This window comes from Natrialba sp. INN-245 (assembly GCF_009807105.1).
Lineage (GTDB): Archaea > Halobacteriota > Halobacteria > Halobacteriales > Natrialbaceae > Natrarchaeobius > Natrarchaeobius swarupiae.
In genome coordinates this window covers 216,003-229,994 of sequence record NZ_WUBV01000036.1, presented here as the reverse complement: position 1 = coordinate 229,994, position 13,992 = coordinate 216,003, and the positions used below count along the sequence as shown (strand labels likewise).

16 protein-coding genes are annotated in these 13,992 nt (G+C 64.9%); 7 read left to right on the top strand and 9 right to left on the bottom strand.

Going from position 1 to position 13,992, the window contains the following annotated elements:
• Nucleotides 1–98: 98 nt before the first annotated feature.
• Entirely contained in the window at nucleotides 99–1,178 is a 1,080-nt protein-coding gene (locus GRS80_RS11625; protein ID WP_160047686.1) for an alpha/beta hydrolase, read from the bottom strand.
• A gap of 136 nt (nucleotides 1,179–1,314) precedes the next feature.
• Between GRS80_RS11625 and GRS80_RS11620 the strand changes: the two genes are divergently transcribed.
• Nucleotides 1,315–1,818, top strand: coding sequence for a hypothetical protein (locus GRS80_RS11620; protein WP_160047685.1), 504 nt, complete (start codon nucleotides 1,315–1,317; stop codon nucleotides 1,816–1,818).
• A gap of 53 nt (nucleotides 1,819–1,871) precedes the next feature.
• On the opposite strand, the gene GRS80_RS11615 is transcribed toward GRS80_RS11620, so the two are convergent.
• From GRS80_RS11615 to GRS80_RS11600, 4 genes are all read right to left on the bottom strand, one after another.
• On the bottom strand, nucleotides 1,872–2,417 hold the full coding sequence (locus tag GRS80_RS11615; protein WP_160047684.1) for a CDP-2,3-bis-(O-geranylgeranyl)-sn-glycerol synthase: 546 nt from the start codon (nucleotides 2,415–2,417) through the stop codon (nucleotides 1,872–1,874).
• A gap of 321 nt (nucleotides 2,418–2,738) precedes the next feature.
• Nucleotides 2,739–3,707: a D-2-hydroxyacid dehydrogenase gene (locus tag GRS80_RS11610; RefSeq protein WP_160047683.1), complete on the bottom strand. Its 969-nt coding sequence runs from the start codon at nucleotides 3,705–3,707 to the stop codon at nucleotides 2,739–2,741.
• A 149-nt stretch (nucleotides 3,708–3,856) separates the two neighbouring features.
• Entirely contained in the window at nucleotides 3,857–4,252 is a 396-nt protein-coding gene (locus GRS80_RS11605; RefSeq protein WP_149081529.1) for an OsmC family protein, read from the bottom strand.
• 82 nt (nucleotides 4,253–4,334) lie between these two features.
• Entirely contained in the window at nucleotides 4,335–5,027 is a 693-nt protein-coding gene (locus GRS80_RS11600) for a class I SAM-dependent methyltransferase (RefSeq protein WP_160047682.1), read from the bottom strand.
• Between the two features lie 33 nt (nucleotides 5,028–5,060).
• Here GRS80_RS11600 and GRS80_RS11595 point away from each other — a divergent pair, with 33 nt between their 5' ends.
• Complete coding sequence (locus GRS80_RS11595) at nucleotides 5,061–5,240, top strand: hypothetical protein (RefSeq protein ID WP_160047681.1); 180 nt, start codon at nucleotides 5,061–5,063, stop codon at nucleotides 5,238–5,240.
• A gap of 26 nt (nucleotides 5,241–5,266) precedes the next feature.
• Here the strand turns inward: GRS80_RS11595 and GRS80_RS11590 are convergent, their stop codons facing one another.
• Nucleotides 5,267–5,977, bottom strand: a complete 711-nt coding sequence (locus tag GRS80_RS11590; protein ID WP_160047680.1) for a metal-dependent hydrolase — start codon at nucleotides 5,975–5,977, stop codon at nucleotides 5,267–5,269.
• A 240-nt stretch (nucleotides 5,978–6,217) separates the two neighbouring features.
• Between GRS80_RS11590 and GRS80_RS11585 the strand changes: the two genes are divergently transcribed.
• The 3 genes from GRS80_RS11585 (at nucleotide 6,218) to GRS80_RS11575 (ending at nucleotide 9,312) form a co-directional block, all read left to right on the top strand.
• Nucleotides 6,218–6,481, top strand: coding sequence for a hypothetical protein (locus tag GRS80_RS11585; protein WP_160047679.1), 264 nt, complete (start codon nucleotides 6,218–6,220; stop codon nucleotides 6,479–6,481).
• Nucleotides 6,482–6,572: 91 nt separating this feature from the next.
• A complete protein-coding gene (locus GRS80_RS11580; RefSeq protein WP_160047678.1) occupies nucleotides 6,573–8,702 on the top strand; it encodes an OB-fold nucleic acid binding domain-containing protein in 2,130 nt (709 codons plus the stop codon).
• A 127-nt stretch (nucleotides 8,703–8,829) separates the two neighbouring features.
• Nucleotides 8,830–9,312: an SHOCT domain-containing protein gene (locus GRS80_RS11575; protein ID WP_160047677.1), complete on the top strand. Its 483-nt coding sequence runs from the start codon at nucleotides 8,830–8,832 to the stop codon at nucleotides 9,310–9,312.
• A gap of 78 nt (nucleotides 9,313–9,390) precedes the next feature.
• Here the strand turns inward: GRS80_RS11575 and GRS80_RS11570 are convergent, their stop codons facing one another.
• Nucleotides 9,391–9,726 (bottom strand): multidrug efflux SMR transporter, encoded by a 336-nt coding sequence (locus GRS80_RS11570; protein WP_160047676.1) that lies wholly within the window; start codon nucleotides 9,724–9,726, stop codon nucleotides 9,391–9,393.
• A 163-nt stretch (nucleotides 9,727–9,889) separates the two neighbouring features.
• Here GRS80_RS11570 and GRS80_RS11565 point away from each other — a divergent pair, with 163 nt between their 5' ends.
• Together GRS80_RS11565 and GRS80_RS11560 are read left to right on the top strand one after the other, a co-directional pair.
• The gene (locus tag GRS80_RS11565; RefSeq protein WP_235019720.1) at nucleotides 9,890–10,663 is read left to right on the top strand and encodes a GNAT family protein; all 774 of its coding nucleotides are present in this window, start codon (nucleotides 9,890–9,892) and stop codon (nucleotides 10,661–10,663) included.
• 54 nt (nucleotides 10,664–10,717) lie between these two features.
• Nucleotides 10,718–12,379, top strand: coding sequence for a tRNA uridine(34) 5-carboxymethylaminomethyl modification radical SAM/GNAT enzyme Elp3 (locus tag GRS80_RS11560; protein WP_343161544.1), 1,662 nt, complete (start codon nucleotides 10,718–10,720; stop codon nucleotides 12,377–12,379).
• 87 nt (nucleotides 12,380–12,466) lie between these two features.
• Here the strand turns inward: GRS80_RS11560 and GRS80_RS11555 are convergent, their stop codons facing one another.
• Nucleotides 12,467–13,255, bottom strand: coding sequence for an aldolase/citrate lyase family protein (locus tag GRS80_RS11555; RefSeq protein WP_160047675.1), 789 nt, complete (start codon nucleotides 13,253–13,255; stop codon nucleotides 12,467–12,469).
• Between the two features lie 267 nt (nucleotides 13,256–13,522).
• Complete coding sequence (locus GRS80_RS11550) at nucleotides 13,523–13,897, bottom strand: VOC family protein (protein WP_160047674.1); 375 nt, start codon at nucleotides 13,895–13,897, stop codon at nucleotides 13,523–13,525.
• Between the last annotated feature and the right edge of the window lie 95 nt (nucleotides 13,898–13,992).

Below are 13,992 nucleotides of genomic sequence, written 5' to 3'. Positions count from 1 at the left end.
CGCCAGACTGCGGAATCGATCACCGAAGGGACGGAGGTCCGTGTGTTCGATTTCAGCGAGAGGAGAGTCACCAACGCTTGTGAACTCGACTGGACGCGTTACTCGAGAGCGGACTCGAGACGCTCGAGGAACTCGCCGGGAACCTCGAGGTGTGGCGTGTGGCCAGTGTTGGAGAAGACGACTTCCTCGAACTCGCCGCCGGCGTCTTCGTACTCCTCGAGGACGGCACGGGTCTGGTCGACCATCGGCTGGGGTGGGAAGACGTCGTCGCCGGGCCAGTCGGCGAGTTGTTCCATCCGGCCGAGCGTTCCGAGGTCGAACAGCGACTCGTTGGAGACGATCTGATCCGAGCCGCCGCGAATCCAGGTGATCGGCGGCTTCTCGCCGGGATCGATCGCCGTGATCCCGGTGAGGTCACAGTACTTCGGCGAGACGGCGTTGTTAACTCCCCTTTCACCGGGGGCGACACCGGGCCAGTTATCGCTTTGGCTCGCGTCGCCCGGATAGTTCTCCGGTCCGGTCACCGTATCGAGCATCCCCGTCAGATACGATTCCTCGCGTTCCTCGTCGAACTGGTGGGTCGGCCCGACGTAGTACGTTCGGAGGATCTTCCGCGGCGAGTTCTCACCACCCTCGCTCCGGTCGCGGTTCGCGAGCCCCTCGACGAACGCCTCGTTGCCCAGACCACCGCCGGAGCCCGCGAAGTCCTCGAAACAGGGCGTCCCCTCGAGATCCGTCGTTCCGCCGAAGCCGTACGGCGAAACGGGATTGACGAGGACGAGCGAGTCGACGTCCGCGGGGTGGTCGATGGCGTAATCCATCGCGACCCCGCCGCCGTTCGACCAGCCAACGAGGGTCACGGATCCAGTGGGGCCGACTCGCTCGAGGAGCGCCCGCAGATCTCGCTGGAAGTCGCCGAGGCCGTCGGTCGCGTCGACCGGTTTCGTCTCGGAGTCGCCGTAGCCGCGCAAATCCGGTGCAATCGCGTGGTGGTCGTCCGGGAGGGCAGCGATGGTATCCTCGAAAAAGCGCGACGAGGAGACGTTCCCGTGCACGAAGACGACCGTCTTCCCCTCCCCGACAGCGTCGCCCGATTCGATCAGGTGCGTCTCGAGGCGATCGGTCTCGATCGTTCGCGAGTCGACGCCGGCGAGCGTCTCGTCTCGAGTCTGCGACATGGCCGGCGCTACCACGTAGTGTGTGATAACAGTCCGGGCGCTCCGAGCACAGAGGCGCGGCGAATGGGACGCCGTTCAGGTTTCCGTCGGCGTATTCGCCGCAAATCGATTTGTTCTTCGATCCAACGCATATATAATGCTGGCCGAAACGCTAGAAAAGATAGCCGTGATCGAAGCCTACGAATCGAACAGACTTCTCGTCTGGGCGAACCTGATCGCCACGGGGGTCGTGTTGCTCGCCTCGGCCGCAGTCCCGATTCCGTCGATCGTTCCGGACGCGCTCGTCGGATACGCCGTCGTCGTCGGAATACTCGTTGGATTCTCGGGATTCTTCGGCTTTTTCCCGCTGCTCGCCGTCGTCGCGATCGCGGCGGTGGTCGCCGGGATCGTCCACGTTCTCACGGACGTCGACGTGTACCGGGCGATCGTCACCTACGTCGACGTCCCCGTCGCCGCAGTGACCGCCGTCTACTTCGCCGTTCTGGGCGTGACGGCCGGCGCGATGTACTGGGGGGTACACGGTCCCGAATCCGAGCCGTACTTTCCGATCGTCTTCGTGGTCCTCGGGTTCTGTTTCGTCGTGTGCTGCGTAATGACGGTGGTGAACGGACTCGGGTGGGTCAGACCACCGGCGGAGTAAGCGGTCACCTCGAGGCGTTCCGAGCGCCGTCCGCGACGAAAAGCCGACCGCCGTCACCAGGGTTCGTTCTTCAGCCCGAGTTTGTACGCGATCACGTTCGTCGTCACGTGCAGAATCGGCGTCAGGACGACGACGACGAGGATCACGCCGAGCGTGAAGACCTCGAGGAACCACTCGGTTGCCAGCAGTGCGGTCAGGGGCAGCGAGACGACGACGAAGTCCAGCTGGTCGAGACCGGGGAACATCGCGCCGCGCTGGCGGCCGGTCCGGCGCTTGAGAAACGACGCGAGGATGTCACCCAGCATCGCCCCTGCGGCGAGTCCGACCGCCGCGCCAGGGACGAATCCGGGCACGTCAACCCCGACGAGGTCGCTGACCGTCGGCGCGAGATACGTCAGGACCACCGCGAGCGCGACGCCGGCGAGGATTCCCGCGGCGGTTCCACGCCAGGTCTTGCCGTCACCGAGCACCCGCTTCTCTCCCCACGTCCGACCACCGTCGATCGGTCGGCCGCCGCCCGCCAGCACGGCGGCGTTGTTGGGGACGTACGCCGGCAACATCGCCCAGAACGCGATCACGACTGTCTCGAGTACTGCCATGTTCGGCGGGACGAACCGCCACGTCTTAATCGGCGGTGGTTCGAACGCGTCTCGACGATGGTTCGAATTCGTCTCGACGGTGGACGGCGTAACTACCACGAGCCGAACTATTCGTCTCCGAAAACGGCGTGACGGCCGAGCAAGCGGTGGTCGACCCGGCCGACTGTGGCTGGGACGACGACGGCGAACGCGACGTGCAGTGATCGACTGATACCGTCTGCTGTGAGTCATTTCCGGTGCGACCGCGACTCGTCCTGCGGTCGCACCGGTAAACCGTTACAGCAAACCATATGAGGGGATCGTTTCCGGGCGGCCGGATCGTCAGTCGGCGTTCGGCCGAGAGACGACGTTTCGGAAGTCTCCGTCGCCCTCGAGTGCCTCGAGGTTGTGCGCGACGATATCGGCCAGCCGATCCCAGTATTTCGGCGTGTATCCGCCGGTGTGAGGTGTGATGAGGCAGTTCTCGAGCCCCCAGAGCTCGTGGTCCGATGGCAGAGGTTCGGGATCGGTGACGTCCAGGGCCGCGCCGCGTATGTCTTCCGTTCGGAGTGCCGAAACGAGCGCGTCGGTGTCGACGACTCCGCCCCGAGCGACGTTGACGACGACCGCGTTCGTCGGGAGCGTCGCGAGAGCGGCCTCGTCGACCAGGCTCCGGGTGAGGTCGGTCAGCGGACACGCGAGCACGACGTACTCGCTTCGGGCGAATGCGTCGTGGACGTCGGCCTCGTCGAAGCCGAGCACCTCGTCGGTCGGGCCGCCCTTCGAGGGCGTATAGCGGATGCCGATGGTGTCGACCTCGAACCCCTCGAGTCGGTGGGCGATCGCCTGGCCGATCGAGCCGAGACCGACGATTGTCACCGTGCTGTCGGCGAGCTCACCCGACTGGAAGTGACGCCACTCGCGGTTTTGCTTCCGACGCCACCCCTCGTGGAGCCGGCGGGCAAAGGTCAACACGTTGCCGATCGCCTGCTCGGCGAGCCCCGGGGCGTTGACGCCACTCGCGTTCGTGACGGTGACGCCGTGGCGCTCGAGGGCGTCCATCGGGAGGTGGCCGGTCCCCGCGAACATACAGGCGAACACCTCGAGGCGGTCGGCTCGGGAGATGAGGTCCTCGTCGATCGTAATTCCCGTGACGACGCGGGCACTGGAGACGAGGTTACGCTCGTCGCTCGGGGTCCGTGCGAGCGAAACGGTGTGTTCGGGGGCCCGCTCTCGGAGAGTCTCAGCGTACGATTCCATCGACAGCCCTTCCGTCCCCTCCCGGAGGACGACGACGTCAGGATCGTTCATCGTCTACGGTGTTCACTCATCACCGTTTGTCTTATTCTTTCTGTGCATCTGATACAAACGGTGATCGGCGACGGCTGTTGGACCGTCGACGGACGAGTCGACTGGCCTCGAGTGCGCCCAGAGAGGGGTCACTCGGGACACTTCGAAGTTCAGAACGCCTCTCCCTCGAGGGACGTCTCCGCGTGCAGCTCTGTCTTTAGCGCATCGTGGACCTTGCAGAGTTCGTTTGCGCGTTCGATGACCTCCGTGGCGGTGTCGTCGTCGACCGCTGTCTCGACGCGGACATCGAACGCGATCGACTCGAGTTTGTCGTCGTCGTTGAGTTCGCCCGTGGTGTGGATCTCGATGCGCCCCATCTCCTCGACGCCGCGCTGTTGGCCGCCGACGCGAAGCGCGGGGACGTAACAGGTCGCATACGTCGAGAGCAGCGTCTCGAGGGTGTCCGGTGCGTCCTCGCCGGTCGCGTCGATCGTCGTCTCGAACTCGCGAACCTCGTTCGTGGCGCTGAATCCCTCCTCGGATACGGTGGTGACGTCTTTCGTCATGGCACTCGAGACATCCACACCCGGTACTGTAAACGTTGGTCCCGGCTCACCGCGCCGATCGGTCGGCGCGAACCGGCCGACTTCACCGGGACTTACGGTCGACTCGATTCGTCAGGGTACTCGACGAACGGGGTCGCATCGCCCAGACCTCGTAGGGCTGTTCCGACGGCTCGTCGGGATCGAGCGCCGTTCGCTTGCACTCGACGTAGCGGTCGCGGCCGACCGTCTCGAACGACGTCTCGAGGATGGCACGAACGGTCCTGGCCGTCCGCGCCTGTTCGATCATCGGCTGGTCTTCCCGGGGCATGTGGACGTGCGTCGAGACGAACAGTCCGTCCTCGGCGAGGAGGTCGCGGAGGTCGTCCGCGAACTGCAACAGACGAGTGACGCTGTGGTCCGCGGCGAGATAGCAGAGACACTCGATGTCGAGGACGACGTCGAACGTCCGGTCGGTCTCCGCGACGAACTCGAGGACGTCCGCCTGGCGGTAGGTCGGATCCGGTGCCCGTTCGCGAGCGGTTTCCAGCGCCCGCTCGGAGACGTCGACGCCGGTCACATCCGCGTGGGGGAACGCGTCGGCGACCGTCGCCGTCGCGGCGCCGTTCCCACAGCCGAGGTCGAGGATCGATCCGATCTCGTCGCTCGAGCGCCTGTCGCGGACCGGTGCGATCGTTCGGTCGTACTTCTGTGCTTCGTACTCGCTCTCCCAGAACCCCCACGGGTCGCCGTCGCCGTCGTCGTAGAGGGAGTCGAAGTGATCTCGAGTATATTCCACGCCGAGAATAACACACCAAAACCACTTCTACGTTTGGTTTCGAGGTCGAGGCTGGGGTTCGGCGTCGGGTCGCGTCTCGGGTTCAGCGGCCAGCACGACGAGTCCCCGATCGTCGACCTCGGCGTCGGCCGTCTCCGCGTCGACGACCTCGACGTCCGGTCGGACGGCGACCGCCGGCAAGAGCCCGTCGGCCGTCTCGACGTCCTCGAGTGAAAACCGTATGCGACGAACCGCCGGCTTCAGGAGAGGTCGAACGACTCGTCCGCCTCGAGGACGTGGACCTCGGCGTCGTCGACGTTGTCGACGAAATTCTGGGGGTCCTGTTCGATCGGTGGGAACGTATCGTAGTGTTGTGGGAAGGCGTGGTCGACGTCGAGCCAGTCGACGGCGATGGCGGCCTGTCGCGGCCCCATCGTGAAGTGGTCGCCGATGGGAACGATGGCGGCGTCGGGCTCGAGATAGTCGCCGACGACGTCGCGCATCTCGCTCATCAACGCGGTGTCCCCGGCGTTGTAGAGCGTGGTCGACTCCGCGTCCGCCTCGTTCGGGTGGGCGTCGGAGATCACGAAGCCGGCCGGCATGCCGGCGTCGACCTCGTACTCGGTCATGATCCCGTTGGTGTGGTCGGCGCGAACCATGGTGACGTACGCGTCGCCACACTCGACGGTGCCCCCCAGGTTCATCCCCATCCCGCCGACGGCGTCCTCGAAGCCGAACTCCTCCTGGCAGTAGGAGACGAGTTCCGGCGTCGCGACCAGCGTCGCGTCGGTAAACTCGCCGGCGTGGGCGATGTGGTCCGCGTGGCCGTGGGTCAGGAGCACGTAGTCGGGATCGTCGACGTCCGACGCCTCGAGGTCGGTCTTCGGGTTGTCGAAGAACGGATCGATCAGCAGTTCCGTTCCGTCAACGGTGACGTGCCACGTCGAGTGGCCGTGCCAGGTGAGTTCCATAGCAGTCCAACAGTTGCTCAGATGTCGACTTAAAACTGATGAGGGGGGAAGCCGGCGGGGAAACGGAGCAATGTACGATCACCAACATTTATGCGATAGCTATCGGAACCCCCACACGCCGCAGGCGAACTGACACACCACGCATGCGGTCCGGTCGCGACGCGATCGGCGTCGGTGCGTTCTCGACGACCGCCACCGACGATGCCGTGTCGTTTTTTACCCACCGCTCCTACGACGGGTATGCTCGCACTCACACTCGAGGAGTTCATGGTGGAGTTGAACGAGGGATCGATCAAGAACGTTGGTCCGACGAACAAGTCGGCGACGGTCAAGCTGTTCGACGTCGAGGACGCCGAGGCCCGCGAGTTCGGCGACAAGCGCGTCAAACTCGTCTTCGAGGACGAGGACGGAAACGAGATACAGGTGTCGCTGTTTCCCGACCACGTCAGGAAACTCGTCGACGAGATCGACGAACTCGAGGAGGAGTCACCGGTATTCGAGTGATCTGACGATTGTCGTCCCCGATATCGCGCGCGGACGCGGATCGGACGCATTTCGACAACAGTTTTAGGACGAAACTGCTTGATCCGAGTAGATGGGTAACTGTATCATCTGCGGCATACCCGTTGACGGTGAAATCTGCGAGAGCCACGAGGAGGATGTCGTGTTCGAATTTCACGGCAACGCGGCCTCCCAGCTCACCCCGAACCGATACTATCGGGGGACCGTCGACGGCTACGCCGACTTCGGCGTCTTTGTCGACGTTGGAGATCACGTCACCGGTCTGTTGCACAGAAGCGAACTAGATCAACGACTCGAGAGCCTCGACTGGGAGCCCGGCGACGAGGTATTCGTCCAGGTACTCGACGTTCGAGACAACGGCAACGTCGACCTCGGCTGGTCGATCCGCCAGCGCGAACGAGAGTTCCGCGGGCAGCTAATCGAGACGGCCGACAACGAGTTCCGGCCCGAAGAGTCCGGGGACGGAGCCGACGCTCCATCGGACTCGGAGACCGAACCGGGCACCGACGGCGACGAAGCCGAGGACGCCGCCGTCTCCGAGGAGGAGCCGTCCGAGCAGCCGAGCCCCGACGCGGGGACCACGACGGAGGCCGTTGCCGGCGGAAGCGGTTCCGTCACGACCGAGACGGCGGCCGCGTCGACTTCGGCCGCCGACAGCGACGAACCCGAGGAAGAGCCCGCCCTCAACCGGACGACGATCGACGCCATCGACGATCAGGTCGGAACCGTCGTCAGACTCGAGGGTGAGATCGTCGGCGTCCGCCAGACGAGCGGCCCGACGGTCTTCGAGCTGCGAGACGAGACGGGCACCGTCGAGTGCGCTGCGTTCGAGGAAGCCGGCGTCAGGGCCTACCCCGACGTCGACGTCGACGACGTCGTCGCCTTAGAGGGCGAGGTCGAACGCCACCACGGCGACCTGCAGGTCGAAACCGAGACGCTCGACGTGCTTGACGGCGAGGACGCCGACGCCGTCGCCGACCGGCTCGAGAACGCGATCGAACGCGAGGCGCGCCCGGCCGAGATCAGCTTGCTCGCCGAACACGACGCGGTCGCCGCCGTCGAGAGCGAGGTCGGAGATGCTGCAACCGCGATCCGCCGTGCCGTCGTCGAAGCTCGACCAATCGTCGTCCGCCACGCTGCGACGGCGGACGGCTACGTCGCCGGCGCGGCGATCGAACGGGCCGTCCTCCCGTTGATCCGCGAGAAACACACGCGAGAGGACGCCGAGTACCACTACTTCGAGCGTCGGCCCCTCGACGGGCGCGTCTACGGGATGGACGCCGCGACCGACGACGTTACGACCATGCTCGAGGCGCGGGATCGCCACGGCGAACAGCTCCCGCTCGTGGTGCTCGTCGACGCCGGGTCGACCGTCGAATCCGTCGACGGCTACGACCTGCTCTCGCTGTACGACGCCGAGTCCCTCGTCGTCGACGACAGCCGAGCGGACGAGGAGATCGTCGACGCAGTCGCGACCGCAGTTGCGCCGTCGCTTGCGGGGGCGGACGTCTCCGATCTGACCTCGACTGCGCTCGCAGCGAACGTCGCCGCTCACATCAACGAGGACGTCCGCGAGGACGTCGAGCATCTCCCAGCTGTCAGCTACTGGGTGGACGCTCCCGAGGCGTATCTCGAGCTCGCGACGGAGGCCGGCTACGATGAGACCGCGATCTCCGAACGCCGCGAAGCCGTCGCGCTCGAGGCCTACTACCAGTCGTACAAGGACAAGCGCGAACTGGTCGCCGACCTGTTGTTCGGCGACGAGGACGCGGATCGACCCCGAGATGGCGACCTCGCCGCACACGTCTCCGAGCAGTTCCGGGCGAAACTCGAGACCGAACTCGAGACGGCTCGAGAGAACCTCGAGATCGAAGACGTCGACGGCGTCACCGTCGCCGTCCTCGATACGGGCGCCTTTACGCACCGATACAACTTCCCGACGACGACGCTCCTGCTCGATGCGCTTCACCGCCGTCGCGACGAAGGGACGTCGGTGACGCTCGGAATCGGTGACGACGAGCTGTACGCGCGTGCAGGCGACTCCCTCGACGTCCGAGAACTCGGCGAGGCGATCGCCGACGCCGCCCCGGATGCGGGCGTTAGCGTCGTCGGCGGTGCGGACGGTCACGTCGAGTACCTGCCAGGCGAACGCGATGCCGTCCGCGAGGCGGCACTCGAGGCGCTCGGCGAGACGCTCGCGTAAGCACGACCACCGCCAGCCCAGTTCTCCGACCACAACGTCCTCAAGCGACTGCTCCGGCGGAAACGACGTTCGCTCTACCGCCTGTCTGGTGGAAACAACTTTCGGCCCACTGCTCGTATGACCCGACATGGCCGAGGATCCCGCCACGCGGTTCCGTGAGAACGTCACGGGGATCATCGCGACGATCGTCACCGGCATCTGGCTCGTCGGGTTGTTTACCAACCAGTGGTGGTGGCTTCCGTTCTTGCTCGTGGGGTACATCGTCGTCGTCCCGCTGGTCGCGTTGCTGTTCGGCGACGAGGAAGATCGTGAGGAATGGTGGGAGTGGTCGGACGACGACGCCGAGGCGCAATCGGAGTGGGAACCGGCGGACGACGCGACCGACGAGGGAATGGCCACCGAACCAGAACGTCGGCCGACGAACAACGCCGACGCCCTCGAGACGCTCCGCGATCGGTACGCCGCGGGCGAGTTGACCGACGAGCAGTTCGAGCGCAAACTCGAGCGTCTGCTCGAGACCGAGACGCTCGAGGACGTCGAACACTGGCGTCGCCAGGCCCGCGAGGAGAACCGGCAGAGTCGCGACCGTGATCTCGAGTTCGATACGTAACCCACACCGGTGGCGCTCGCGGTCGTCGGGACGAGCGGCTGTCCCCTCTCGATCCGAAGCCACCTCCGGTCGACCGGCTTACGCTGGGTTGTACGCCGACGAGTAGACGTTGAGTAACACGACGCCGGCGATGACGAGGACGAATCCAACGACTGCGGCGAGGTCGACCGTTTCGTCGAAGAAGACGATTCCGATCGCCGCCAGACCGACGATCCCGACCGCGGACCACGTTGCGTAGACGAGTCCGACAGGAAGGAACGTCAGCGCCTGGCTCACGAAGTAAAACGAGACGACGTAGAGAGCGATGGCGAGTCCACCCAACGCCGCGTGTTCGAACCCGTTCGACAGCTTCAGCGCCGACGTGCCGATCACTTCGGTGACGATCGCACCAGCCAAATACGTGTACTCCTTCATGCGTTCGAGGGCGCTCGAGACCGTCTTAGTCGCTCTCAAACGTGGTCCCACTTGTCCAGCGTTGGGCACGTCGACGGGCCGTTCGTCTCTTCCCAGGGGGCGCGAGACCGGCGTGTCGACGATCGGCGCGCATTTCTTTTCGGGCGTCCAACCCGTTCGTACGATGCAGTTCGTCGATCTGACCGTCGAGCCGGGTCCGGCCTACCAGTCGGAGCTCAGTCGCACACTCGCCTCGAGCGAGGCGATCGTCCGGGAGGAACTGCTCACGTGGCGAATGAGTCGCGGGATGGTTCTCAACCAGCTCAGTTTCGTCCACGGCGATCCGGACGTCTACGTGGACGCGCTGGCGGAGGGATCCGAAATCGTCCAGCACGAGATCCGCCTTGTCGACGACGACCGGTTCTACGTTTACCTCCAGGAGGCGAACGCCCACGAGCGCCCGTCGTGGTGGACGGCGTTTCTCGAACACGACCTCATTCACGTCCCCCCGGTCGTCGTCGAGGACCTCGAGGCGAAGTGGGATGACGGGACGCGAGCGCAGTATCTGATCCGACCGCGGGAGGGCGAGGACGGTGCCGGCGAGATCGCGGGAGCGGCCTGTCTGATCGTCGACCGGGAGACGCAAACGGCGACGCCGGGGATCTGGTTGCGAAAGCGGTTCTGGGGTCGGGGCTACTCCGGCGAGCGAGCGGCGGCGTTGATCGAACTCGCGTTCGACCGGCTCGATCTGGATCTCGTCGCGATTCCAGTCGAGGACGGAAACGAGAAGTCCCGATCCGCAGTCGAGGGCTACGTCGAGCGCTTCGGTGGCGGCTACGACGGCGTAATTCGAAACGCGACGGTTCGGCCGGACGGTCGAATCGTCGACCGCCACCGGTACACGATCACGCGCGAACAGTACGGCCGTGGGGAGGACAGCAGTTCACGACCGGGGTGAGCTCCGTTCGCGAGTCCGACACGCTTATTCGCGACGCGCGACGAAATCCCTGTAGTGAGTACCGAGACGCCCGATCCGACCGAGACCGACGCGTTCGAGCAGGTCTGTGAGGCGCTCGTCGAGCGCATCCTCGCCGGCGAGATCGAACGCGACGAGGTCGAGAAAGCCAAACTCGAGGCCTGCTCGGAGCACTCCGCACCGAAGGTGCCGAAAAACTCCGAGGTGCTCGATTACGCACCCCTCGAGCGCCGCGAGGAACTCGAGGAGGTTCTCCAGCGCAAGCCCGTCCGCACCGCGTCGGGTGTCTCGCCGGTCGCGATCATGACCTCGCCCGAACGGTGTCCCCACGGGAAGTGTCTCTACTGTCCCGGCGGCCCCGACTCCGAGTTCTCCTCGTCCCAGAGCTACACGGGCGAGGAACCCGCCGCGGCCCGTGGCGTCCAGAACGATTACGACCCCTACGGGCAGGTGACGCTCCGACTCGAGCAACTGCGCGAGATCGGCCACCCCGTCGACAAGGTCGAACTCATCCTGATGGGTGGGACGATGACCGCCCGGAGCCACGACTACCAGGAGTGGTTCGTCAAGCGCGCACTCGAGGCGATGAACGATTTCGACGTCGACAAGCAACCGGAGCCGGCGGAGGGTGTCAGCTTCGCCCAGGATCCCGACGAGTACGAGTGGCGCTACGTCGAGGACGTCATCGCCGAAAACGAGACGAACGACGTCCGCAACATCGGGACTACGTTCGAGACGAAACCCGACTGGTGCGATCCCGAGCAGATCGACCGAATGCTCGAGCTGGGCGGGACCAAGGTCGAAGTAGGGGTCCAGACCACCTACGAGCGGATAAATCGAGAAATGCACCGCGGCCACGGCACCCAGGACTCGATCGACGCCAACCGCCGCCTGCGCGACTCGGCGTTCAAGGTCGGCTTCCACATGATGCCGGGCCAGCCCGGCATGTCGAAAGAGATGTGTCTCGAGGATTTCCGTGAACTCTTCGAAAACGAGCAGTGGCGGCCGGATTACCTGAAGATCTACCCGACGCTGGTCGTCCGCGACACCGCGACCTACGACTGGTGGCACAGAGGCGAGTACGAGCCGCTCTCGAACGACGAGGCCGCCGAACTCGTCGCGGAGATCAAGGAGATGATCCCCCGATACACCAGACTCCAGCGCGTCCAACGGGACATCCCCGCCGATCACATCGACGCGGGCGTCTGGAAGTCGAACCTGCGACAACTCGCACGCCAGCGACTCGACGAGCGCGGCGGCTCCTGTGATTGCATCCGCTGTCGGGAGGCCGGGATGAACGACGAGGAACCCGAAACCGTCGAACTCGACGTCATGACCTACGAAGTCTGTGGCGGGACGGAACACTTCATCTCGTTCGAGGATTTCGAGACGGACCTCCTCGTCGGCTTCTGCCGGCTCCGATTTCCCAACTCGCCCGTCCGGCCGGAACTCGAGAACGCCGCGCTCGTCCGCGAACTTCACGTCTACGGGACGGAGGTTGCCGTCGGTGGCGAGAGCGAGAGTGGCCAGCACCAACACCAGGGCTACGGCCGTCGGCTGATGGAACGCGCCGAGACGCTGGCGTCAGAGGCGGGCTACGACAAGCTGAGTGTGATTTCGGGTATCGGCGCTCGAGAGTACTACCGGGAGAAACTCGGCTATCACCAGGACGGGCCGTACGTAAGCAAGCGGCTGTAGCGGCCGCCGTCTGGATTCGTGCCGACCTGGCGTGTACATCGCTCGTGGTGCTGATTCTCCGTCCCAGTATCGAACCGACACGTCGGATTACTCGTCTCGAGTCCCGGCGGCATCCTCGAACGCCGCCTTTGCGCGCCGTCCGCCCATCTTCACGTAGTCGATGTCGACGCCAGCGAACACGATGTCGAAACCGTGGTCGACCCACCGTTCGATCTCGTCTCCATCGAGCGCGAGTATCGAGACCGGTTTGTCGACCGCGTGGCCTGCCTCGAGAGTGCGGTCGACGGCTGCGAGAAACTCGTCGCTTTCGGTCTCACCGAAGATCCCGAGCGCGGCCGAAAGGTCGGCCGGCCCGACGAACAGGCCGTCGAGGCCGTCGACGGCGGCGATCTCCTCGACGTTCTCGAGGCCGGCTTCGGTTTCGATCTGGGCGATCGTGACGATCTCGTCGTTCGCCCGGTCGACATACTCGGGGAAGGCCTCCCCGTACTCGGTGGCGCGGCCGTAGCCGACGCCACGGACGCCCTCGTGTGGGTAGCGGGTGGCCTCGACGAACGCCTGCGCGTCCTGGGGGTCGTCTATCATCGGAGCCATCACACCGTCTACGCCGGCATCGAGGACGCGCTTGATCTCCGTCGCATCGTTCGTCGAGAGGCGGACGATCGTCCCGGGGTCGCTGTCGCCGCCGGCATCGGCGGCGTCCACTGCGCGGGCCATCTCGGTGATCGTCTCGATCGAGTTGACCGAGTGCTCGCCGTCGATTACGACAGCGTCGAACTCGAGGCTGGCGCTGATCTCGGCGACTGCCGGATCGTTCAGTGCGACCCAGGTACCGACGAGTGACTCGCGGTCGCGGAGCATCGTAGCGAACGTCATGCCGGACTGTTCGGCGAGCGATGGGAAAAAGCCACTGTCAGCCCTATCTCGGTCGATCACGAGTGGAACCGTCGTACGGGGGACAGAATCCAGTTCGCCGTCGATCAACACGAGTTGCGTTCGACGGCCATCTCCCGGCCGGAGATCGGTACTGGGATAGCTGTGACCGATCTCTCGTGACCGTCCCCCGATTCGTCGCAGGAACACGATGGCGCCTCCGACACCCCTTATGAGCGATTTTCCGGTGTATCTGCGGGGTCATCGCAGTTACTCGAGCGGTTCGACCAGTTCGACGACGTAGCCGTCCGGACCTTCGAGAAACGAGACGCGGGCGTCGGCGTCGTCGACCGTCAGCGGTCCGTCGACGACGTCGCAGCCGGTTTCCTCGACGACGCGTTCGGTCGTCGCGTCGACGTCCTCGACCGAGACTGCAAGGTGGTCCAGTTCCGTCCGGTCCGGATCCGGATCCTCCCGGTCGGGATCGTACCGAAGCTGAATCTCACCGTGATCGCCGCCGACGTAGACGTTTTCGATACCGTCGAGCGTGAACGACCAGTTCTCCTCGAGGTCGAGTGCGTCGACGAAGAACGCGCGGGCGTCGTCGAGATCCGATACCCAGATTGCGGCGTGGATGACGTCCATACCACATACTGCATTCCACACCCCTTAACTATTGATTCCTCCAAGGGTCGGGGCCGTATCACTCGATTTGTACGGGCAAACGGAGGACGAGGGAC